Raw genomic sequence first — 22,840 nt, 5'->3', positions numbered from 1 at the left:
GCGTCATCATCACCACCAACCTGAGCTTCAGCGAATGGGCCAGCGTCTTTGGCGATGCCAAAATGACCACGGCACTGCTCGACCGTCTCACCCATCGCTGCCACATCCTCGAAACCGGCAATGACAGCTACCGCTTCAAGGCCAGCTCCGAAACAGCCAAGAAAAAGCGAAAGGAGACACCACCATTGACGCCATCATAATACGCAGATCATAACGACTGGGTGGGTCAGATCTCGATGAAAATGCCGGGTCAGTTCTCAGTGACAATCAACACTCGGGGTCGAATACCGGCACGATGACCGAGATCAGAGGACCATTTTGCAGCTCTCGCACGACAGAGGCGATGCGTCCGGTCTGATTTTTGTGCTGGCGCGCCCATTCCTGACGAACGACTGCATAGGCACGTGCCGATGTTGCCCGACCGTCAGGAAACATCACCATATACTGCGGGTCTCGTTTTGCCGCGGAGCGGGCAAAGCGCCTTGCCACATGCGCGGGCAACGGGGGACTGGCCTTTGACAAGATGTGCAAAAGCCAGAACTCAACAGTGGCGTAGAAAGATCTTGCGCGATTGCGGCGCGCGCGCGAGGAGACAGACCCAGCGGGTTTCTTGTTGCCTGTCACTGCGTCCGGCCGCGCAGCCACGTCGGGGCTGGGGCGGTGCGTGTCATCAGGCCCCGTGTCCCGAGCTGCTGTCCCGGCTGTCTGCGGCGCGCCTGCATCTTGCAGTTCTGCAAGCTCAGGCCGTTTTGCGCGATCGTCTGGGGCCTTCTTGTCCACTGTCCAATACCTTGCATCGATCCGAACATGCGGGTCGTGGTTGTGCTTGACATTGCTTTTCCATACCGCCAGCGCGAAGCGATCTGTCAGGCTACTACCGTCAAACGTGCATGCGGACAAGTGCATCAAGCGACGGATTGGCAGCTCAGCACACCGACGGTGATTGGTTGCCGGCGCGCGGCATGAAGGCAGGATTTTTGCAGATTTGCTGACACGCGACGGTGCCCCGCTTTGTTCGATGGTCTGTCTGCTGTCTAAAGCCGCAATCGTGCAGGCGTGAACGATTCAACCGCCACCCCCCCGTTTCGTGGTCGGGTCGATGCCTTGTGTCAGCCCGCGTCTGTCACCGCACGGCTGACTTTGCGCAAGCCTTGGTTGGCCGCCTGCATGGCGGTCGCGGCGATATCGACGGCGGTCAGCCCCGCCTCGGCATACATGACGTCAGGGGCAGCGTGGTCGATATAGCGGTCGGGCAACGTCATCGTGCGGACCTGACAGCGCCCGTCCAGTAGCCCGTCATTGGCCAGATCATGCAAGACCATCGCACCGAATCCACCCTGCGCGCCCTGTTCAACCGTGACCAGCGCTTTGTGATGGCGCAGCAATTGCCGGATCAGCGCCCGGTCCAGCGGCTTGGCGAAACGGGCGTCGGCGATGGTCACGGACAAGCCCTGGGTTTCCAACTGGCGCGCGGCCTTGCGGCATTCATCCAGATGCGCGCCAAAGGACAGGATCGCGATGTCGCTGCCTTCCTGCACGATACGGCCCTTGCCGATCTCGATGATCTCGCCGCGTTCGGGCAGTTCCAGCCCGACGCCTTCGCCACGCGGATATCGGAACGCGATGGGGCCAGCGTCATAGGCCGCCGCCGTGCGGACCATATGCATCAATTCCAGTTCATCGCCTGCGGCCATGACGACCATGTTGGGCAGGGCGGACAAATAGCCGATATCGAAAGACCCCGCATGTGTCGGCCCGTCGGCACCGACCAGACCCGCACGGTCGATGGCAAAGCGCACGGGCAGGTTCTGAAGCGCCACATCATGCACGATCTGGTCATAGCCGCGTTGCAGAAAGGTCGAATAGATCGCGCAGAACGGTTTCAGCCCGCTTGCCGCCATGCCAGCGGCAAAGGTGACGCCATGCTGTTCGGCGATGCCCACATCGAACACCCGGTTGCGGAACCGCTGGCCCATGATGTCGACGCCGGTGCCCGATGGCATCGCGGCGGTGACAGCGACGATGCTGGGATCGTGCTGTGCCTCAACGGTCAGGGCGGTGCCGAACACTTTGGTATAGCTGGGCGCATTGGCGCGCGATTTGGCCTGTTCGCCGCTCGCGACGTTGAACTTCGACACGCCGTGATACTTGTCCGCGCTTTGTTCGGCGGGGGCATAGCCTTTGCCCTTTACCGTGCAGACGTGGATCAGCACGGGGCCGGTGGCACGGGTCTTGGCGGCGCGCAGCACCGGCAAAAGCTGGGACATGTCGTGCCCGTCGATCGGGCCGATATAGGAAAAGCCAAGGCTTTCGAACAGGGTGCCCGCATTGCCCGATTGCACGCCCGTCACCAGTTGCCGCGCGCGGCGGGCATGGTCGCGGATCGGGCCGGGCAGGACGGATTCGAATCCTTCGGCCATCTTGTGCAGATCACCCAAGGGGGATGCATAAAGCCCCGACAGGTATTTCGACATCGCGCCGACCGGCGGGGCGATGGACATTTCATTGTCGTTCAGGATCACGAACAGGCGGCGGCCTTCGGAGCCTGCATTGTTCATCGCCTCATAGGCCATGCCCGCGCTGATCGACCCGTCGCCGATCACGGCAATGGCATCGCCTGTCGGCATGCCCAGATCGCGCCCGACCGTGAACCCGAGGGCCGCGGAAATCGACGTACTGGAATGGGCGGCGCCAAAGGGGTCAAATTCGCTTTCGGCGCGTTTGGTGAACCCGGACAACCCGCCTTCCTGGCGCAGGGTGCGGATACGGTCGCGGCGGCCTGTCAGCACCTTGTGCGGATAGCATTGATGGCCGACGTCAAAGATCAGCTTGTCACGCGGCGTATCGAACACGGCGTGGATCGCGACGGTCAGTTCGACCACACCCAGCGACGATCCCAGATGGCCACCCGTTTCGGAAACGGCCGAGATGACCTCTGCCCGCACATCATCGGCGAGGCCTGCCAAGGCGGCATCGCTCATCCGGCGCAGATCGGCGGGGCCTGCGACACTGTCGAGAAACGGGGTATGGGGGCGGTTCGTCATGACGTCACCTTTGCAATAAAAAAGCGTCGCAAGTGGGGTAGCCCGCTTGCGACGCTAGTCTCCTGTAGCCAACAGGAAGGGAACTGGGGCCAAGACCCCAACGACGGACCGACCAGGGAAGGGTGATCCGACGGCGAAGGATCAGGCAAGGCGTCGCGCTATGCCTGATCCAATGGTGTGTCAGTCAGCGACCGTTTGTTCCATCGGCGCGGCCCGGTTGATCGGGTCCGGCGTGTCGCGGCTTTCCTCGGGCAAGGCCCGGCCGATTGCCGCGAAAGCCGCGATCAGGAACCAGATCGCCACAACCACAACAGCCGCATAACCCGCACCTTTGAGCATCAGAAACGTGATGTCGGCGGTCAGCCTGCTCTTGTTGTTCATGTCGAGGATGTTGTCTTCTTTCATCATCTCTCTCCTCAGTTTACTGGCGCATAGCCGTGGATTTGTGCCCAGACAAACCAGTTGTCAACGACAGTCCCGGACAGCAGGATTCCGATGCCACCTGTCAGTGGCGTCAGGACCGCAAACCACCAGGCCCAGCGATGGATACCTTCCATCGTGGCATTGAAGCCCATGGTCCAGCGCCAGAACAATGCCGCCCGTTCTGATGCCGTGCCACGATCCACGATCTGTTCGATCTCGCGTTCGCCACCAAAGCGGCTGACAGCAAGGATCGTCGCGCCGTGCATCGCGAACAGCAGCACCGACCCGTAAAGGAACACGATCGAAAGCGCGTGGAACGGGTTGTAGAACAGGTTACCGTGGGTGATCGAGAACAGGTTCGTCCAGTCAAGGTGCGAGAAGACGCCGTAAGGCACAGCCTCGCTCCATGACCCCATCAGGATGGGCCGGATCAGACCCAGCACGAAGATCAGCCACAGCAGTGCGGCAAAGGCATAGGCCACATGCAGCCCCATCCCGAGCGCTTTGGCGCGCTGGTAGGTGTGGAGCCACCATGCGCAGCAGCCGATCAGAAAGAAGAAGCTGGCGATCAGCCACCATCCGCCATCGGCCAAGGGCGCAAAGCCCAACCCGTATTCCGGTCCCGGTGGTTCAAGCGACAGCCAGAACAGGTCACGCAAGAACAATCCCGGGCTATACCCGACCTGCGCCCAGAAATTCATCCCGATGATGAAGAACCAGGCCGCAAAGCCGATCACGGCGACCATGCCGGTGGATCCCAGGTGGACAGGCCCGATCTGGGCATTTCCGAACACACCGAACAAGGTCGAGAACCGTGTCCCTTTTGTCCGTTCGCGCATCGTATCCGCGTCGGCGACCACACCAAGTTCGGCAGGGCCCTGGACTTGGACTTGCGTGAAGATATTTTGATATTCAGCCATTTTTCATACCCTCCTACAGGTCTACCCACCAAGGCAGTTCATAGTACCAGTCCCACCAGACGATCCATTCCTGGAACCAGATGGTGCCCGAGATCACGATACAGACTGCGCTCCAGAAACCGGCCATCAGCGCAAGGAACAGGCCCAGCCGGTGAATGCCGAGTGGCCCGATCGAATAGCCGATCAGATCGCGGAAATAGGTGTCTTCATGTTCGGGCGTGCCGATGGTCTTGCCCTTGCCGGGATTGACGGCAGACAGAACAAGCGACCCGTGCAGCGCCAGCGCCAGCGTCGTGATCCAGAAGAAACTGATCGCGACCATATGCGCCGGATTGTAGTGGAAGTTGCCATAGGCATAGCCCACGTTGTTCACCCAATCGAGGTGGCTGAAAATGCCATATGGAAACGCATGTCCCCAGGCCCCCAACAGCACCGGACGGATGATGACCAGCGTGACATAGGCAAAGATCGCGACACCGAAGGCAAAAGGCACATGATACCCGATGCCCAGTTTGCGACAGATTTCAACCTCGCGCATCATCCAGCTGAGGAACGCGCCGACCGCGCAGATCGTGATGATCTGCCACAATCCGCCTTCCAGCAAAGGTGCGGCACCAAGGCCGTATTCAAGTGGCGGCGGATCGATCGAGATCAGCCACGGATTCCATGTCGGGCCTTGGCTGGCCCCATAAAAAATCAAGATTGTCCCAAGGACGGCGAAAAAGAACGTCGTGACCCCGAAGAAGCCAACATAAAATGGCCCCACCCAAAAGTCGAACAGATCTCCGCCTACCAATGTCCCGCCACGGACCCGGTATTTTCTTTCGAAGCTGAGCTGTGCCATCTTCCTACTCCATATAATACAGGCCCTGCATCCCCGTTCGGGTGCGCCCTGTGATCGTCGATGTCGATGTTTGCCGCGGGCGGATCAAAGTCCCGCCCGTAGCGATGTTATGCGAAAAACGGATTACATGCCGCCAAAGGCCAGCTGGAACCAGTTTGTGCTTTCGTTGCTCAGCAGGACGAGGTGAATCATCGCTGCCAGCAGGAACAGGAATACGCCCTGTGCCACGAAAACGCGGCGAGGGTCGAAAACCAGCCAGATCTTGTAGAACTGTGCCATTTGATATGTTCCTCTTCTTACCAGTTGAACCAAGGCAGCTTGATGTACGTCAGAATATGCGCGACGACGGCCACGATCGTGAAGATCGTAAACCCGCTCATATAGACTGAGTGCAGCTCTTGCGCTTGCTCATCAGTGAGACCTGTGAAGGACAGGTCGGATTTGTCAGCCATGTTTTGTCTCCAAAATAGAATACTGACGCCGCGCAGCCCCCGCGGCCGGGTTACGACAGAAGCTTGTCCTCTGCCCCAATCCGTCATCCCGGGGGGGAATGACGAATGTCTTGATGTCCTTTTCAGGACAAATGTCGTGCCGCGTCTTCATGCGTTGAAGATATGCGGCGTGATGATGCGCGCCTGGGTCCAGGCCTTGGCGATCGGGCCATGTTCCGGCAATTCCATCCGGCGTGCCGCGAACAGCACCCATGTCAGGATCGCCAGCGGCAGGGTCGCCACAAAGATCAGCGCGAAATACGCGTAATATTCCCGTTTCGGGGCCGTGTGCCGCGCCCGTGCAATCGGTGCGTCTGTGGTGAAATCGGTCATTTGCGTCCTCCCGAGGATGGTTGCAGTGTTTCGACGGTCTCCAGCACGACCCTGTCGTTGCCGGCGTCGAGCGCCGCCCGCTCTGCGGCATCGCGCAGGGACTTGGCGGCGGAAATACGTGTGAGGATCGGGTGTGTCGCCACGATCTCGTCGAGCTTGGCCTGCGCATCCGCGTCCCACGGGAAATCACGGCGCAAAGGCGTCAGGGTGGCGTCGGTTCTGTCCATGTCGGTGCCAAGCGGCAGGATATGGAACAAGGCATCGAACAAGCCATTGCACACCTCTTGCAGCACATAGGTCGCACCGGCATAGCCCATGAAGGGCGTGCCCGTGGCGCGCCTTATCGCGGCACCGGGGAAACTGGCGGGGATGAACACGGGGCTTGGCCCATGTCCGGCCTTCATTTCGGCCAGATACATCTTTTCATTGATCGACCCCATGACGATTAGTGGGCGTTTGCTATGCAGCATCGCGCGGACTTCGTCGTTGTTGGTCTTCTTGCCGCGGCAACGTGCGACGGCAAAGGCGCAGGGAAAGCCCAGATCACCTTCCAGATAATGCCGGATGCCACGGGCATAGGTTTCGTTCGCGACAATCGCGAATTCCGCCGTGGCAAAGAAATCCTGCGTGACCGACCGCCACAGATCCCAGACGGGTTTGATGGTCGAATGTTTCTCGCGCTCGATGAACGGCTCGGGGTCCAGCCCCGTCAATTCGCCCAGCTTGCGCAGGAACTTTGTGGTGGAATCAATCCCGAACGGCGCTTGCAGATAGGGCTTGCCCAGGACCTCGCACAAGCCGCGTCCGAATTCGCGGTACATGCAGATATTCACATCCGCATTCACCAGATTGCGCATCTCGGCCACATGGGCACCCAAAGGCATCACCATATTCACCTCGGCACCGATGCCTTCGATCAGGCGCCGGATCTCGGCCAGATCGGACGGCATGTTAAACGCGCCATACATCGGCCCAAGGATATTGACGCGGGGCGCATCGCCTTCGATCCGCTTCTTTTCAGGCGGCATCCGGCCCTTGGTCATGCCGAATTCGGTGAAGATCCATGTCATCGCGCGGTCGGCGGCTTCCCATTGATCTTCGTCAATCGTGCGCGGCAGGAACCGCTGGATATTGGTGCCTTGGGGCGTCACGCCACCACCGATCATCTCGGCAATCGACCCTGTGACGACCACGGCGGGCAGCGCCGGATCAAGCACCTCCCAGGCGCGTTTCATCGCAGCCTCGGTGCCTTCGCCCATCTCGGTCTCGCCCAGACCCGTTACCACAATCGGCAATTCATGCGGCGGCAAACCATCGGTGTAATGCAACACCGACGTCACCGGGAGGTTTTCACACCCGACAGGCCCGTCGATGACGACCTGCAACCCTTTGACGGCACAGAACGCATAAACAGCACCCCAATAGCCGCCCGCCCGGTCATGATCCATGATCAGCATGACAGGCCCCCCATCTTCCGAGCCCAAATATCCCGGGGGAGCGAAGCGGGGGCAGCGCCCCCTCCAACATATGCCACAAGCGCCATCATATCATCTGCTCCGCCGCAGCTGCACGCGCCTGCTTGTCGAGCTTTTTCTGATGCATCGCACGGAAATCGGGGCGCAGGTTGGGCGCGCCTTCCCAGACACCGGCAGTATCGCCATGGCCCACACCTTCGAAAAAAGCGCGCATCGTGTCCATTTTTTCCTTGCCCGCGATTGCGGCATTGACGACCTGCGCCAGCGATCCGGCACCGGCAGGCCCCATCAGAGGACGCGCCGAAATCAGGTTGGTGAAATAAAGCGCTGGAGTGCCGCGTTCCTTGGCGTGTTGCACCACAGGCGTGGTGCCGATCGCCAGATCGGGGTTGATTGCGTCAACGGCGGCCAGATCATCCTCAAGCGACGCACGATATTTGACCTTCACGCCACGGCTTTCGAGCCATGCGGCATCATCCGCAGACCACGGTGTTTTCGGGCAGGCGGTGCCGACGTAAGGCACATCGGCACCGCTTTCGATCAGCAACCGCGCGACCAGCAATTCAGAGCCTTCGTAACCTGACAAGGTGACTGTGCCCTTGATCTGCGACCCAGCCAAAGCGCCAGTTATCGCAGGCAAAAATGCATTTTGCGCGGCGGCTATCTGGTCTGGGCTGACGTTGTAGGCATCGCCGATCGCGGCAAGCCACGCGGCAGTGCCGTCACGGCCCACAGGCGCAGATCCGACAATCTTGCGTCCAGCGGCCTGAAATTCGCGAATAGCGGCTGTATAGAACGGATGAATCGCAGCAGCGACACCGCAATCAAGCGCTGCATAAAGCTCGCGCCATTCGCGGGTCGGCACCACAGGGCCGGCGGCCAGTCCCATGGGGGCAAGCATCGCACCGATCATCATCGGGTCGGCCGGAAACATTTCGCCCAACAATGCGACGGTCGGCCGGGCAGATTTACCACCGACTGGGCGGGCAACGGGGCCTGCCTTGATCTCGTCTCGGGCGTAATTCAGCATCGCGCCGGCCAGAACGTCCTTGGCCTCGGCGTGGGTGGGAATTCCAAAACCGGGGACATCGATGCCCACGATCCGCACACCGTTGATCTCGCGCGGCAGCAACCGCAGCGGCACGCCAGATGCTGTCGGCACGCACAGGTTCGTCACCACGATCGCGTCATAGCGTTCGGGATCGGCCATTTCATGTACGCTTTCGCGGATATCCTCGAACAGTTTGCCGGTGACCAGGGATTCCGAATTGAACGGCACATAGCCCACCGACCGGCGCGCACCATAGAAATGCGACACAAAGGTTAGGCCGTAAACGCAACAAGCGGACCCCGACAGGATCGTCGCCACACGTTTCATCCGCAGACCCACACGCAAAGATCCAAAGGCTGGACACATCGACTGTGGCTGGTCATGTGGTCCTTGCGGATAGTCCTTGGCATATTGGTCCAGAATGTCGGACTTGCCCGCAGCGCGCGCCGCATCTTTCATCGTGCCACCGGACGAACAGCCGCCCGCAAGCGCCGTCTGTGCGACTTCAGGTGTCGCTTCAACTGCGTCGCCTTCGATGATGCGGACATTGCCCGCGTCGTCATAGCCGACTTCGTAACCCTTGGTCTGTGAATCAGGCGTCATAGCGTTGCACCCCCTTCACTGGAACGCGGGCGATATCGGCAAGCAGCCGTTGCAATTGTTCGGGGCGGGCGCTGGACAGCATCTGGCGCACTTCGTCGCGGATTTTGCGGGATGGCTCAGGCGTCATCGTAAATGACCTCCAGGCTTTCTTTGGGCAGTGCATTCTTGCCTCGCATGTCGACATCAGTGGCCGGAACAAGCTTGTAGTCGCCACCTGTGTCCTTGGCATCGAAAAGACCCAGCAGGCCGTCTTGATCCAGCGGGTTTGGACGCACTGGTGGGGCGATGCCGACGGCTTCTGCAAGACCAACGAACATGGGACCCCACTGACTTTCGTATGTGCCGACAATCACATAATTCGCTGATTTCTTCCTCAGGTCGTCATCTTGCGGGATTGCAGCAAGGACAGGTATGCTAACAGCCTTGGCGAAAGCCTGCGCCTCCCCACTTCCGTCATCTTTGTTGATGACAAGTCCAGCGACCCCAACGTTACCACCAAGTTTTCGGAAATATTCGACTGCCGAGCAGACATTGTTAGCAACGTAAAGCGATTGGAGATCATTTGAGGCTACCAAGATAACTTTCTGCGCCATATCGCGCGCGATCGGCAGACCGAAGCCGCCGCAAACCACATCACCCAGAAAGTCCAGCAGGACATAATCAAAATCCCAGTCATGGAACCCGAGCTTTTCCAGCAATTCAAACCCGTGGATGATCCCGCGACCGCCGCAACCACGGCCAACCTCTGGCCCGCCCAGTTCCATGGCAAAAACGCCACCGCGCTTGAAACAGACGTCGCCAATGGCAACCTCTTCGCCCGCTAGCTTCTTTTTCGCAGATGTTTCAATGATCGTGGGGCATGCCTTGCCACCAAACAGCAGGCTTGTAGTGTCGGATTTCGGGTCACAACCGATCAGCAAGACGCGCTTGCCCATTTCGGCCATCATGTGGGACAGGTTGGCAAGCGTGAACGACTTGCCGATCCCGCCTTTGCCATAGATCGCGATGATCTGGGTTTTCGATGTGGGCGGACCGCTTGGCACTTCCAGCGATGGTTCCTCGTGGGCTTCATCGCGCAGGCGCTGATCGAAATCCTTCAGGTTAGGTACGTCGTCTTTCATGCGGTCCCCCAGTTCAAAATCATTTTCAGGCAAGCCGGATCGCTGAACGCCGTTTCATAGGCGGCAGGCGCGGTTTCGGCGGCTTGTTCGTGTGTAATCAGATCGCCCAGCTGCAGCGTGCCGTTTTCGGCCAGCGCGCGGGTGGCGGTCATATCGTCGGCAGTCCATTCGGAACTGATGCGGAACCGCGCCTCTTTCATGAAGGCGGGCGGAAAGGCGAATTGCAGCGGCGCGGTGTAAAACCCGGCCAGGACGATCTCTCCGCCTTTGGCGATGCGGCCGATCCAGTCGTTCAACAGATCGCCACGACCCGATGCATCATAGATGGATGTGTAATCGCGGCGGGTATCTGTTTCGGGGGTCAGCACCTGATAGCCCTGTGCGCCCGCCATGCGGATGGGGTTCACTTCCCAAACCGTCGGGGCAGGGGCGCCCGCAGCAATGGTCAGTCGGGCAAGCAAGCGACCCAGAACGCCATGACCAATGATCAGATCAGGCACCGATTTGTTGGGGCCAGCCATGGCGTGACGGGCCGTCGCCGCCAGCGCCAGCAATGCGCCGCCCGCCCCAAGACCTCGGTCGATGCGGGTCACGCGGGATGCCTTGGTCACGATGGTCTGCGCGGCAGCACCGAACAGGCCGAACGCGCCTTCATAACAATTGGCACCGGGGACAAAGACATGCTCGCCCACACGGTAGCCGCTGTCTGCGCCAGCTTCGACCACTTCGCCCGCGGCCTCATAGCCGGGGATCAATGGATACCCCATACCGGGGAACGGAGGCATCTCGCCGGACCAGAACAGTTTTTCGGTACCGGTCGAAATGCCGGAATAGCGGATCTGAACGACCACATCATCACGCGACGGCGGGGTGATTCCCACCGAGGCGAGGCCCAGCTTGCGGGGCGCTGACAATATGACGGCCGTTGTTTCCACTTACGCTCTCCTGCGATGCGTCCGGGTCGGTGTGACCAGTCGGTAGTGCGTCGCCTTGGTATGAGTGTAGCTTTTTGCTGGACGGTGTCAATTCATTTAGACACCACAGGTGTAAACTTTACCTGACACCTTCAACGACAGAGGTGATGAACGGTCTTGCCGCTTTCGGTGCGCGAATCTGGGTGAAACCAGCCGCCTGCAACAATGCTGCGATCTGGTGCGCGGACCGTGCGCGCCCGGTGCGCATCGCCATGCAATAAAGCGCGAAATAGGCATCTCCGGCGCGGTGCGGTGCATCGCCCCCTGTCATCGGTTCCGAAATCAGAATGCGCCCGCCAATGGGCAGCGCAGCGTGCGCGGCGGCAAGCAAATCTGCCACAGTGTCATCGCTGTGATCGTAAAGCACGCGGACAAGGCTGATCATATCGGCCCCTTGCGGGAGCGGTTGGTCGCGGAACGATCCCGGCGTGATCTGCACCCTGTCGATCATCCCAGCGGATGCGAATCTGTCCTGCGCGGCGGGGACGACAGCGGGCAGATCGAACAGGGTCATCGCCAGCTTTGGATAGACTGCACCGACAGCCGCGAGGAACGCGCCCGTACCGCCGCCAACGTCCATCAGCCGTGTCACGCCGCGAAAATCGACCGCCGCCAGCGTGTCATCTGCCACCAGCAACTGGCTGTCCGCCATCAGGCGCGAATATTTGGCGGCGCTATCGGGGTCGGTCGCGGCACCAGCGCCAAAGACATAGGGCCAGAAATCGGCCAGCTCGGTTTCGACTTCGCCGCGAAAAAACGCAACCGGATCAGACAGATCGCGGTAAAGCACGTCATGATGCGCGATCATTCCTGCAAGGCCCGGCACACCCGCAAGCGCGGCGCCGCGCGTGGTCAGCGCATAAAGGCCGGACTTGCGCTGTTTGATCAGGCCCAGAGCCACGGCCGCAGATAGCAGAACAGCCATGCGGTCGGGCGGCATCCGCCCCCGCAGCGCAAGCGCGGAAAGAGGCAATTCATGCGCCAGCAAAGCCTTTGGAATTTCCAGCGCCACCAGCGCATAGAGCACCTGCGAATGGCAAAACCCGGCGACAAGATCGAACATCGCGCGGCCTTCGGACCGGACAAGACGGCGTGTCAGCGGAAACCGTGCGGCCCATTTCTGAAAGGAAGGCGAGGCAACCAGTTGCGTCAGGCGTGACGCGCTCCGGCGATCAAGGTCAGGCCCGGACGTCGGCAATGTCACCGCCGAATCCGTCATTATTCGCCCGGAACGGTGCGCCGGTCACGCGCCCCTGCGGGCACCAGTTTATCGGCATAGGCGCGCACCATCTGGGCGAGTGCCGCCTCTCCCGGGCAGGCGGGAATTGATGAAATCGCACCGCCAAGGATGTCGTCGAACCGCTTGACCGCACCCTGCACACCATAGACGGCGACGGCATTTGGCCGCCCGTGCAGATCGTCCTGACCCGCAGGCTTGCCCAGTGTCGCATCATCGCAAAGCGCATCGCGCAAGTCGTCCGCGACCTGAAACGCTTCGCCGATGCGGGCACCAAGTTCGGCCCACGGCTCGGCCTCTTGTCCGGCAGCGACAGCACCCATCTGGGTCGCCGCAATGAACAAGGCCCCCGTTTTGGCCTGATGATAGGCAGACAGATCAATCTGGCTTTCGCTTTCCCAGCCCTGTCCGGCGCAAATACCGAACGGCATCCCCGTGCGGGTGCCCAGAATATCCAGCAGCGTGATCGCGCGCCCAGGCGCGTCACCCGCCGCCCGCGCAAGCACGTGAAACCCCATGATAATCAGGCTATCGCCCGTCAACACGGCCAAAGGTTCGGAAAATGCCCGGTGCAGCGCCGGCTTGCCACGGCGCATGTCGGCATCGTCGAAACAAGGCAGATCGTCATGCACGAGGCTCGCGCAATGCACGAGTTCCAGCGCCACGGCTGCCGCATTCGTCAGGGCAGGCCGGTCGTCACCACAGGCCATCGCAACGCTTGTCAGAATCGTCGGCCTGATCCGCGCGCCACCCGGCGTGACGGCATAATTCAACGCCGCTGCAAGTTTGGGAGGGGCCATACCACCCTGTCCCTGCGCGATGGCAGCGGTCATGGTCGTTTCGATGCGGTCAGAGATTTTCATGGCATGCGTCCTATCTTGCTTCCATACTGTCTATTTTAGTTTACATATGTCAATGTAAATCAAACGGTACAGTTGAGGCCTTGGGTTAAGTGACCGCATCGCAAGAAAAGATCGTGATTATCGGCGCGGGAATTGCCGGACTGGCAGCCGCCTTGCGGTTGGGGCATGCTGGCTGCGATGTGACCGTCATCGACATGCACCACGCGCCCGGTGGCAAGATGCGGTCCCTGCAATCCGCGGCGGGTCCGGTGGATGCAGGCCCGACGGTGCTGACCATGCGCCATGTGTTTGACCGCCTTTTCGCGGATGTGGGCGCCGATCTGGCCGATCATGTCACCCTTACACCGCTGCAAACATTGGCGCGGCACTATTGGGACGACGGTACACGACTGGACCTGATGGCTGATCCCGAGGCCAGTCTGGCCAATGTCCGCGATGCCTTTGGCACAAAGGCGGCGGCGGAATTCGTCAGTTTCTCGGCGCGCGCGCGGCGGTTGTTCGATGCGTTTGACGCACCGATGATGCGCACCGCGATGCCGGACCAGATCGCGGTGGTGCGCAAGGTCCTGTCACGACCCCGCCTGATCGCCGACATGGCACCACACCGGACGATGGCCGGGCTGTTGAAATCCAGCTTCAGCGATCCGCGTCTTGCGCAGCTGTTCGGGCGCTATGCCACCTATGTCGGTGGATCGCCCTATCAGTCACCGGCGATCCTGTCGCTGATCTGGCAAGCAGAAGAACAAGGCGTCTGGACCGTCGCAGGCGGCATGCAAAAGCTGGCGCAAGCGATCGCCGGACTTGCCATGCAGCACGGGGTCCGGTTCCACTATCAGACACGCGCCCAGCGGATCACCAGACAAGGCGGACAAATCAGCGGAGTAGAAACGACCAACGGCCATTTTGCCGGGGGCACAGTGGTGTTCAACGGCGACCCAAGGGCGCTGGCGACCGGATTGCTCGGGCCGGGCTGCACGGATGCGGTCCCGATGCAGGGCACCGAACCCCGCAGTCTGTCCGCCTATGTCCATGCTTTTGCGGCGGTCCCGCATGGGGTGGACCTTGCGCATCACACCGTGTTTTTCGGCCATGACCCAAAGGCGGAATTTGCGGCACTGGCACGCAACGAAATGCCAGCTGATGCGTCATTGTACCTCTGTGCCCAGGATCACGGAACGGCAGCGCCCGACGCCTTGCAGCGCTTTGAAATCATCATGAACGCAGCCCCCGTTCTGCGCGACCCCGAACAGGAAAAAGCCCAATGTCAGACACTGATTTTCGCCCGGTTCCGCCAATTCGGCCTGACCTTCAGCCCCACGCCCGGACCGGATACCCTGACCACGCCACAGGGGTTCGACGATCTGTTTCCCGCGAGCCTCGGTTCACTATACGGGCGCAGCCCGCACGGTCTGACGGCGGCCTTCAAGCGTCCGACGATCAGAACGGCGATGCCGGGGCTGTATCTGGCGGGTGGCGGCGTGCATCCGGGGGCGGGGGTGCCGATGGCGACGCTCTCCGGCCAGCACGCGGCCGCGGCGATCTTGAGCGACCTTGCTTTGCGCTCGACGTCCCGCCGGGGGGTTATGCATGGTGGTACATCGACGGCATCAGCGCCTGCGGCACCAAAGCCGTCAGCGTCATCGGGTTCATAGGGTCGGTCTTTTCGCCGTGGTATGCATGGTCGGGGCGCGGTGATCCGGCCAATCATTGCTGCATCAATGTCGCGACCTATGGCCCCGGCGGGCGGTTCACCATGACCGACCGCGGGCGGCAGGCGCTGCGCACCTCAGTGGACACATTGCAGGTCGGGCCATCGTCGATGCGCTGGAACGGCAAGGCCTTGGTCATCGACATCAACGAGATCAGCGGCCCTCCCGTCATCAGCCGCGTGCAAGGGCAGATCACGATCACGCCGCGCGCGGTCACCTCGGTCGAACTGCCGCTGACGCCGGATGGCGCGCATGTCTGGCGGCCATTCGCGCCATCGTCGGACATCACCGTCGATCTGGCGGCGAAGGGCTGGCAATGGTCCGGTCATGGCTATTTCGACGCCAATTTCGGCACCAGACCGCTGGAAGACGATTTCCGGTTCTGGACATGGGGCCGATATCCCACAAAGGCGGGCGCGACCTGCATCTATGACGCGACGCGCAGGGACGGCAGCATGCTGGAAACCGCCATCGCCTTTGACCACGACGGCACGGCCCGGCAGGTCAGCGCGCCACCCCGCGTGCCTTTCAGACGGTCAGCCTGGCAGATCAGGCGCGAAACACGCGCCGACCCGGGCGTCGAGCCACGGCAAGTGCTGGGGATGCTGGACGCGCCGTTTTACTCCCGCTCCGCTGTGCAGACCGTCCTGGACGGAGAAACCGTCATCGGCGTCCACGAAGCGCTTGATCTGGACCGCTACGCGTCACCGCTGATAAAGCCGATGCTTGCGTTTCGTGTGCCCCGGCGCGCAGGTTGGCGGCGGGGCGACTAGCGTTTCATTTGTGTCAAATCATCCCGATTTGGGGTGGCGCGACTTAACAGATCAGAAGGAAATCACTGTTATCGACCTCTGTCATGGAGGACGAAACATGAAACAAATGACTTTCTGGCTGGCCGTCGCGCTGGCGACCGCGACGGCTGGCTCGGCACAGGATTTCCAGCCAAGGATGCAGCAATATATCAACGATCACGTCATGGATTGGGCAAATGATCCCATCATCGTCGATGCGATCATCGCCCAGAATGCCACCACCGCCAGTTACGATCAGGCCCGGATCGGTGAACTTGACGCGCTGTGGATGGCTCAGATGGGGATGTCCGGCGTGCCCCTGATCGATGAGGTGTTGCAGAACCCTGCATCCGATTTCCTGCGCGACCGTATGGCCGCTGCCGGCGGGGCCATTTCAGAGGTGTTCGTGATGGACGCACGCGGTCTGAACGTCGCGGCAGCCAAGGCGACGTCGGATTACTGGCAAGGGGATGAAGCGAAGTTTTCCGAAACCTATCCCAAAGGCCCGACCGCCATTCACTTTGGCGACGTCGAACTCGACCCATCCTCTGGCGAGGTGCAGGCACAGGTGTCGCTATCCATCGTGGACAGCACGGGCGCGGTCGTGGGTGCGATGACGGTCGGGATCAATCTGACATCACTGATGTGATCGCGATGCATCTGTCGTTCGCGATCCGCAATCATCACCCAGGGTGATGATCGCCCCGCCTGCTGCCTGTGCATCCTCGGCATCATGCGTGACCATCAGAACCGGCAAGGCGCGGCTGCGCGCCCTGTCGAAAACCATCTCGCGCACCTGCGCGCGAAGGGCTGCATCCAGCCGCGAAAACGGCTCGTCCAGCAACAGCGCGCAGGGGTCCGACAGCAACATCCGCATCAAGGCGACACGCGCCTTTTGCCCACCCGACAAAGTGGCCGGGTCGCGCGTGGCGAAACCGTCAAGGCCGACCTCGGCCAAGGCGCCGTCGATCCGGGCCTGCCTGTCGGCACGGGTACCACCGGGCGGCAACCCGAAAGCAAGGTTCGCGCCGACCGACAGGTGCGGAAACAGCAGGTCGTCCTGAAACAGGATACCGACACGCCGTTGATGCGCCGCGGCATGGGTGATGTCCTGCCCATCCAGCCAGACAGCACCCGTTGCGCTGAAATCGGCAGCCAATGTGCCGGTGACAAAGGCAAGCAAGGTGGATTTCCCGACGCCGGACGGCCCCATGATCGTCAGAACCTCGCCCGGGGCCACATCGTGGTGAACACGGATCAGGGGCGATTTGCCCTTGTAAATCGTCACATCACGCAACGACAATCCTTTATCCATGCCGCAATCCTTTCCTGTTGCGCCAGACCAGCGCCGGTATCAGCAAGGCCAGCGTGAAAGGTACCAACGCCGCCCCTGTCTGCATGAGCCCGTATACGCCGATGGCGCGCCTGTCAGCACCGGATGCCAGCGCCACCGCCTCGGTCGTCAGGGTCGCGACGCGACCACCACCTATCAGCAAGGTCGCAAGGTACTGCCCGACCGACACCGCAAGCCCCACGGCAAGCGCGGTCAGGATCGGGCGCAACAGCATCGGCAGACGCACGCGCCACAGAATACGGTCGGGGCTCGCCCGCAGCGCTGCGGCGATCACCCCCATCCGCGCATCCCAAGCGCGGAACGGATCGGCCAGCGACAGGAACACATAGGGCAACACAAAGACCAGATGTGCCAGCATCACCGGCCCCCGGCCGATATCTGCCCCAAGGTTCAGCATCAGCGTCTGCAATCCCGGCAGGAACGCCGTCTGTGGGATCAGCAAAGGCAGATACAGCAACCAGACAGCACGCTGGCTGACGCGGATATTGTGGCGATATTCTGCCTCCAGACAGCCGATCGTCAGCACCAGCGCGACCATGGCCACCACCACCGCAATCAGCGCGGTTTCACCCAGCGCCTCCAACGTGCCTGAGCCGAAACGTGCCCAGTTCGCCAAGGTCATCGTATCGGGCAAGGCATCGGGAAAGCCCCAAAATCCTGCAAACGACCAGATCGCCATGACAATCAGCCCAAGGAAAACAGCAAGCGCCGACACCGTCCCCGCCGCCAGCGCCAAGCCCGCCACCGCCGTGTCGGCCTTGCCCCGACCACCCGACGCAACCCATCGACGACCCAAGGCTGCAACAACAACCTCGCCAAAGCGCCAGACCATCAGCGCCCCGACCACAAGCGCCAGTTGCAGCAACGCTGCCGCCGCCGCCTCCAGTCGCATCGAAAGGTCAGGGTCAGACATGAGCGTGACGATCTGCACCGACAGCGACGGCGGCGTGTTCGGCCCCAGGATCACCGCAACATCGACCACCGACATCGCATAAGCGAGCACGACATAGACCGGCGGCCTGATCTGGGCATAGACGCGGGGAAACACGGTCTTGAGCCAGCCGGTCACGCGCCCATAGCCCAGCGCCTGTGCGACACGCACACTGCGCTGCGCATCCGCCTGCCCCAAGGCGGCGAGCGTGATCAGCAGCAGGAACGGCACCTCTTTCACGATCAGTCCTGCGGTCATCGCCAGACCCCAGCTGTCCTGCACGATCAACAGATCGGGCGGGCGGTCCCAGCCGGTCAGCCCCGGCGATGCCAACCGCGCCAGCCACCCCGACGGCGCGATCAGGAACGCCAGCCCGAACGCCGCCGCCGCATGTGGCACCGCCAGCAAGGGCGACAGAAGCCGTTCCAACACGCAGAACGGCCGGGTACCCGACCAACCTGCCGTGACCAGCATGACGATGGACAGGGAAATTACCGTGGCAAGCACCCCAGTGCCCACCGACAGCATGACCGCGCGTGGAAGCCCAGCCCAACCGAACAGGTCACGGAATGGCTCCAGCGACGGCCCCGTCAGTCCTGCTGCCGGCAGATGCCCAAAGGCGGGCAGCACTGTTCCCCAAAGCCCCGCCGCCACCGGCCCCAGCAACGCAAGCAGCGTCAGGGCCGGCAACAGCGGCAACAGGCGACGGCGGGACATGGGCGGCGTTTACTGCGCGACGCCGTAGCGCGCGACCCAGTCATCGCTGATCCGCGTCATCCAGCTTGGGTGCGGTTCGGCCTGCACCGTGCCTAGTTCGGCAGGCGTCAACGTCGCGATCCCAAGGTCGAGCGCGTCGAACAGCGCGCGGTCATCCTCGACCAGCTTGTCCATGGCCAGAACCGTGCCATAGCCAAGGATCGCCGGGTCCTGCGCGCGGGCCTGCGCCTCGGCCGACATCAGGAAATTGGCGACGACCATGGCGCCGGCCTTTGCGCTTGAATTATAGGGGATCGCCACGAAGGACGCGTTGCCGATGGTGCCTTTGTCCAGCACGAAGGTGCGCATTGTGTCGGGCAGTTCGTTGTTGGCAATCGCGGTCGAGGCCGCACCGGGGCTGAAGGAAATCGACAGGTCCAGTTCGCCATCCGCGATCAGCGGGAACATCGCCGTGCCGGTCGCGGGATAGGCGCGGCCTTCGCGCCACAGATGCGGCGTCAGCGCATCAAGATACGCCCAGAGAGGTTCTGTCACCGCCTCGTAATTTGCGTCCGTCGCGGGTTCGGCCAGCACCGACGGATCGGGCAGAATGTCGATCAACACCTGCTTGAGGAATGTCGTGCCCAGAAAATCGGGTGGCTGGGGATAGCTGAACCGCCCCGGATTGGCCTGCGCCCAGTCCAAAAGGGCGTCCATCGACCCCAGACGGTCCGGCATCCGCGCGGTGTCATGCACGAACACGACCTGCGCCATCGCCCATGGGCTTTCAAACCCTTCCACGGGCACGGTGAAATCGGTCTGGACGGATTTGTTCTCGAAATCGACCAGCGCCCAGTTGGGCAGTTGTTCGGCATAGGGGCCGAACAGCAGCTCGGCCTCTTTCATTGCGGCGAAATTCGGGCCGTTGATCCAGATCATGTCGATGGCTCCGCCGTCGTCCTGACCGGCCTGTTTTTCGGACAGCACCCGGGTGACGGCATCGGCAGTATCGGTCAGTTTCACATGTTCGAGGGTCACGCCATAATCTTCGGCCACGCGCGATCCGACCCAAGCGATGAAATCATTGGTTGTCGTCGATCCACCCCAGGCGTTCCAGTAAACAATCTGGCCTTCGGCCTGTGCTGTCACGGCGTCCCAATCGGCGGGGTCGACATCGGCAAGCGCGGGCAAGGGCGCCAGCAGGGCTGCAAGAACGGCAAGGTGTTTCATCAGCGATTTCCTTCAGTTGACATAGATACGGAATGCGGCATGGATCCGCAGCAGAGCAGTCATAAAGCAGAGTGTTCCGAACACCCACGCCAACTGGGCGAAAAAAGTTTCAAATACACAAAGGAGGATGAAGAACACGATCGTCTCGGTCCCTTCCAGAATACCGTTTGAATAGTACAGTGACTTTTGCCCTTGGGCGTCAGTTGTGTGTCCGTGCTTTTCGGCCAGAATGGCAAAGCCCAGAAAGCTGGTCCCGTTGAAATAGAACGAGGCCAGCAGGAACGCCCCCGCCGCCCCGTTCGCCACCGGATCGGCCAGCACAAAGGCAAGCGGGATCATCGCATAGAACAGGAAATCCGCCGCGATATCCAGATAGCCGCCGAAATCGGTCTTGCGCGTCGCGCGCGCCACCGCCCCGTCCAGCCCGTCCGCCAGACGGCTTGCCAGCAGCGGTATCAGCGCCAGCAAAGGCGCACCAAAGCCGATCATCAGCGCCGCGATCAGCCCCAGTGCAAGCCCGAAAAGCGTGACCGCATTGGCCGACACGCCCTGCGCCGCAAGGCCGTACCCGATCCGGTTCAACGGCGGGTCGATGAGCGGGCGAAGATGACGGTCAAGCATGATATGGTCCTGAATACTGCCACGTTGTCCTTGATCGCAGGCCGCCACGCAATCGGGGTAACAAGAAAGTGAGCGTCCGCAATCAACCCGCCGCGATGCGCGGACGGCCTTGGGCGGTGATCCGGACCTTCGCCTCGATGAACATGGGCTGGCCTTCGACCTCAACCTCGGTGATGTCCTCTGCAACGTGCACGCTGATATCGTCGACCCCTGCGGCGCGCGCAGCGGCTGTGGCCTGCATCGTAAGCGCATCACGGATCGCATGCAGCGCCGCATCGCGGCTGGTATAGCTTTGCACATCGCCCGCCAGATGCACCTTGAACGCGCCCGCGCCCGGACTGGTCACCGTGCCGGAGGCCTGCATCTGTACCTGTCCCACGACAGCGCCGATGGCATTGGCGACATCGGCATGGCCCGGCACCAGCATCGTCGTGCCAAGGCGTGCGCCCACCGCCCCGTAATAGGCACCCGCCGACGCGCCCAGCCCGATCACAGGCAAGGCCAGCGCGAGGTCGATCCGCAGGGTCCCGCGATGCCGGTCCAGCCCCGCCATCGTCAGGGGATGCTGCGCCAATGCCGCAGGATCAGGCCAGTCGCGCCCATCCTCGGCAAAGGCGGCCTGCAACAGGCAATCGACGGTCTGCGCGGTCAACTGGTCGATAATCATCCGCGCCAGGGCTTGCGCATCCGGCGCGATCTGCTGACCGCCACCCGTGCGCCTGCGTGCGAACAGCGTCAGCGCCTTGGTCGCGGCGTCACTGTCCCAGACATCCTGCAACCCCAGCACATGCGACGCGTCAGACGGCGTGACCCCCGCCAGCATCACCAGCCCGCGCCCGATCAGCCGGCCCAGCGCGGGGTTTTCCATCCGCGTCTGCACCGCCTGCCCCAACCGCAACGGGCCCTCCGCCAGCCGCTGCGCCACGATCAGTTCGCGCGGATCAAGCCCCTGCGGCAGCGTTTTCCACAACGGCAGCACAAATTGCCCGCCATCGGACGCAGGCACACCGCTGGCCAGCGCGCGGTCCAGCGCCTGATGCACCAGTTCGGGAAATTGCCTTGCGGCAAGCGCGATGGGCATCAACCGCCGTGGCCCAAGGCGCAGACCGGCGGTCAGCCCTTCGGTCACATGCACCTCGCTGTCGCCGCCCAGACCGGTCGTGCGCATCGCCACCGCCTCGACCATGGTGCGGAACGGGCCGACACGCGCGCCCGCAGGGTCGATCATCGGGCGACCGGCCCGCAACAGGCAAACATCGGTGGTGGTGCCGCCGATATCGCTGACCAGCGCGTCGGTTTCCTTGGTCAGCCAGCTGGCCCCCGCGATGGATGCGGCAGGACCGCTCAGGATCGTTTCAATCGGTTTTTCGCGCGCGACAGCCGCCGATACCAGCGCCCCGTCACCGCGCACGACCATCAGACGGGCACTAATCCCGCAAGCCGCCAGATGCGTTTCGCAAGCGGTGATCAACCCGTCGATCATCCCGATCAGGCGCGCGTTCAGCACCGCCGTCAGCGCCCGTTTCGGCCCGCCCAAGGCAGAGGACAATTCATGCGAACAGGTCACGGGCAGGCCCGTCAGGTCGCGGATCAGGTCACGCACCGCAATTTCATGCGCAGGATTGCGGGTGGCGAAACTGGCGGCGACGGCAAAGCCGGTGATCCCTGCATCCAGATCGGCCAGCGCCGCCTGCAAACGTGCCAGATCAAGGGGGGCCGCCTCGACCCCTGCATGGCTGTGCCCGCCCGCGAGCGCGATGACCGGATCGCCGCGCAAGGCGTCTTGCAGGCCGGCGCGGGTCAGTTCGGCCGCGTCGAACCCGATGAAGACAAGCGCGATCCGCCCGCCTTGCCCTTCGACCAGCGCATTGGTCGCCAAGGTCGTGGACAAGGACACCATCGCGATATCGCGCGCGGCCACCCCCGCCTTGGCCAGGGCCGCATCAATTGCCGCGCCCACGCCCAGCGCCAGATCGGGCCGCGAGGTCAGCGCCTTGGCCGAGGCCACGACACGTTCTGCCCCGTCATCCAGCACCACCGCATCGGTATAGGTGCCGCCCGTATCGACCCCGAGTAGATAAGCCATCCGGCACCCCTGAAAATCCTTCCCTCTCGGTAAACGAAGGAAC

Annotated in this window: 24 protein-coding genes; 4 read left to right on the top strand and 20 right to left on the bottom strand. The window is 62.0% G+C overall.

Translation table 11 applies throughout. The annotated features are described in order from the left end of the window. Window positions 1-200, top strand: a 200-nt coding sequence (locus tag H147_RS0105895; protein ID WP_019954428.1) for an ATP-binding protein, incomplete at its 5' end; no start/stop codon positions are given. A 67-nt stretch (window positions 201-267) separates the two neighbouring features. Here H147_RS0105895 and H147_RS21235 read toward each other — a convergent pair. From H147_RS21235 to H147_RS0105815, 15 genes are all read right to left on the bottom strand, one after another. Beyond that, window positions 268-441, bottom strand: coding sequence for a hypothetical protein (locus tag H147_RS21235; RefSeq protein WP_211216515.1), 174 nt, complete (start codon window positions 439-441; stop codon window positions 268-270). Between the two features lie 668 nt (window positions 442-1,109). Then, entirely contained in the window at window positions 1,110-3,044 is a 1,935-nt protein-coding gene (gene dxs, locus H147_RS19395; RefSeq protein ID WP_019954425.1) for a 1-deoxy-D-xylulose-5-phosphate synthase, read from the bottom strand. Between the two features lie 180 nt (window positions 3,045-3,224). Continuing rightward, the gene (pufX, locus tag H147_RS0105875; RefSeq protein ID WP_110570925.1) at window positions 3,225-3,449 is read right to left on the bottom strand and encodes an RC-LH1 core complex protein PufX; all 225 of its coding nucleotides are present in this window, start codon (window positions 3,447-3,449) and stop codon (window positions 3,225-3,227) included. 11 nt (window positions 3,450-3,460) lie between these two features. Next, window positions 3,461-4,387 (bottom strand): photosynthetic reaction center subunit M, encoded by a 927-nt coding sequence (gene pufM / locus H147_RS0105870; protein WP_019954423.1) that lies wholly within the window; start codon window positions 4,385-4,387, stop codon window positions 3,461-3,463. Between the two features lie 13 nt (window positions 4,388-4,400). Continuing rightward, window positions 4,401-5,231, bottom strand: coding sequence for a photosynthetic reaction center subunit L (pufL, locus tag H147_RS0105865; RefSeq protein WP_019954422.1), 831 nt, complete (start codon window positions 5,229-5,231; stop codon window positions 4,401-4,403). Between the two features lie 123 nt (window positions 5,232-5,354). Further along, window positions 5,355-5,510 carry a light-harvesting antenna LH1, alpha subunit gene (pufA, locus tag H147_RS0105860; protein ID WP_019954421.1) on the bottom strand — a complete coding sequence of 52 codons (156 nt, stop codon included), beginning with the start codon at window positions 5,508-5,510 and terminating at the stop codon, window positions 5,355-5,357. 17 nt (window positions 5,511-5,527) lie between these two features. Then, window positions 5,528-5,683 carry a light-harvesting antenna LH1, beta subunit gene (gene pufB / locus H147_RS0105855; protein ID WP_007206413.1) on the bottom strand — a complete coding sequence of 52 codons (156 nt, stop codon included), beginning with the start codon at window positions 5,681-5,683 and terminating at the stop codon, window positions 5,528-5,530. Between the two features lie 147 nt (window positions 5,684-5,830). After that, on the bottom strand, window positions 5,831-6,055 hold the full coding sequence (pufQ, locus tag H147_RS0105850) for a cytochrome PufQ (protein WP_019954420.1): 225 nt from the start codon (window positions 6,053-6,055) through the stop codon (window positions 5,831-5,833). After that, on the bottom strand, window positions 6,052-7,512 hold the full coding sequence (gene bchZ, locus H147_RS0105845; protein ID WP_019954419.1) for a chlorophyllide a reductase subunit Z: 1,461 nt from the start codon (window positions 7,510-7,512) through the stop codon (window positions 6,052-6,054). The genes pufQ and bchZ overlap by 4 nt, the downstream gene beginning before the upstream one ends. 85 nt (window positions 7,513-7,597) lie before the next feature. Continuing rightward, window positions 7,598-9,184 carry a chlorophyllide a reductase subunit Y gene (gene bchY, locus H147_RS0105840; protein ID WP_019954418.1) on the bottom strand — a complete coding sequence of 529 codons (1,587 nt, stop codon included), beginning with the start codon at window positions 9,182-9,184 and terminating at the stop codon, window positions 7,598-7,600. Beyond that, complete coding sequence (locus H147_RS21160; RefSeq protein WP_019954417.1) at window positions 9,174-9,311, bottom strand: hypothetical protein; 138 nt, start codon at window positions 9,309-9,311, stop codon at window positions 9,174-9,176. The genes bchY and H147_RS21160 overlap by 11 nt, the downstream gene beginning before the upstream one ends. Beyond that, a complete protein-coding gene (locus H147_RS0105830; RefSeq protein WP_019954416.1) occupies window positions 9,301-10,305 on the bottom strand; it encodes a chlorophyllide a reductase iron protein subunit X in 1,005 nt (334 codons plus the stop codon). The genes H147_RS21160 and H147_RS0105830 overlap by 11 nt, the downstream gene beginning before the upstream one ends. Then, complete coding sequence (gene bchC / locus H147_RS0105825) at window positions 10,302-11,240, bottom strand: chlorophyll synthesis pathway protein BchC (RefSeq protein ID WP_026352287.1); 939 nt, start codon at window positions 11,238-11,240, stop codon at window positions 10,302-10,304. The genes H147_RS0105830 and bchC overlap by 4 nt, the downstream gene beginning before the upstream one ends. A gap of 118 nt (window positions 11,241-11,358) precedes the next feature. Then, window positions 11,359-12,498, bottom strand: coding sequence for a methyltransferase (locus tag H147_RS0105820; RefSeq protein ID WP_019954414.1), 1,140 nt, complete (start codon window positions 12,496-12,498; stop codon window positions 11,359-11,361). Further along, window positions 12,498-13,379: a polyprenyl synthetase family protein gene (locus H147_RS0105815; RefSeq protein WP_019954413.1), complete on the bottom strand. Its 882-nt coding sequence runs from the start codon at window positions 13,377-13,379 to the stop codon at window positions 12,498-12,500. Before H147_RS0105815 ends, H147_RS0105820 begins: the two co-directional genes overlap by 1 nt. Window positions 13,380-13,468: 89 nt before the next feature. On the opposite strand from H147_RS0105815, the gene crtD reads away from it, so the two are divergent. The 3 genes from crtD to H147_RS0105800 all read left to right on the top strand — a co-directional run bounded on the left by crtD (window position 13,469) and on the right by H147_RS0105800 (window position 16,528). Beyond that, the gene (gene crtD, locus H147_RS0105810) at window positions 13,469-15,031 is read left to right on the top strand and encodes a 1-hydroxycarotenoid 3,4-desaturase CrtD (RefSeq protein WP_019954412.1); all 1,563 of its coding nucleotides are present in this window, start codon (window positions 13,469-13,471) and stop codon (window positions 15,029-15,031) included. Further along, window positions 14,977-15,861: a carotenoid 1,2-hydratase gene (gene crtC, locus H147_RS0105805; protein WP_511257677.1), complete on the top strand. Its 885-nt coding sequence runs from the start codon at window positions 14,977-14,979 to the stop codon at window positions 15,859-15,861. The genes crtD and crtC overlap by 55 nt, the downstream gene beginning before the upstream one ends. A 97-nt stretch (window positions 15,862-15,958) precedes the next feature. Further along, complete coding sequence (locus H147_RS0105800) at window positions 15,959-16,528, top strand: cache domain-containing protein (RefSeq protein ID WP_019954410.1); 570 nt, start codon at window positions 15,959-15,961, stop codon at window positions 16,526-16,528. On the opposite strand, the gene H147_RS0105795 is transcribed toward H147_RS0105800, so the two are convergent. From H147_RS0105795 to H147_RS0105775, 5 genes are all read right to left on the bottom strand, one after another. After that, window positions 16,517-17,194, bottom strand: a complete 678-nt coding sequence (locus H147_RS0105795) for an ATP-binding cassette domain-containing protein (protein ID WP_019954409.1) — start codon at window positions 17,192-17,194, stop codon at window positions 16,517-16,519. The two genes, H147_RS0105800 and H147_RS0105795, sit on opposite strands and share 12 nt — an antisense overlap. Then, the gene (locus H147_RS0105790; RefSeq protein WP_026352286.1) at window positions 17,187-18,881 is read right to left on the bottom strand and encodes an ABC transporter permease; all 1,695 of its coding nucleotides are present in this window, start codon (window positions 18,879-18,881) and stop codon (window positions 17,187-17,189) included. The genes H147_RS0105795 and H147_RS0105790 overlap by 8 nt, the downstream gene beginning before the upstream one ends. A gap of 9 nt (window positions 18,882-18,890) precedes the next feature. Then, entirely contained in the window at window positions 18,891-20,090 is a 1,200-nt protein-coding gene (locus H147_RS0105785; protein ID WP_019954407.1) for an ABC transporter substrate-binding protein, read from the bottom strand. Window positions 20,091-20,102: 12 nt separating this feature from the next. After that, window positions 20,103-20,711, bottom strand: a complete 609-nt coding sequence (locus tag H147_RS0105780; protein WP_026352285.1) for a CDP-alcohol phosphatidyltransferase family protein — start codon at window positions 20,709-20,711, stop codon at window positions 20,103-20,105. Window positions 20,712-20,793: 82 nt separating this feature from the next. Beyond that, window positions 20,794-22,797: a hydantoinase/oxoprolinase N-terminal domain-containing protein gene (locus H147_RS0105775; protein ID WP_019954405.1), complete on the bottom strand. Its 2,004-nt coding sequence runs from the start codon at window positions 22,795-22,797 to the stop codon at window positions 20,794-20,796. Window positions 22,798-22,840 lie beyond the last annotated feature (43 nt).

Origin of the sequence: Yoonia vestfoldensis DSM 16212 (assembly GCF_000382265.1) — a bacterium.
Taxonomy (GTDB): Bacteria; Pseudomonadota; Alphaproteobacteria; order Rhodobacterales; family Rhodobacteraceae; genus Yoonia; species Yoonia vestfoldensis.
Note: the sequence above shows the minus strand (reverse complement) of the source record. Positions and strands in the feature narration are given on the sequence as shown.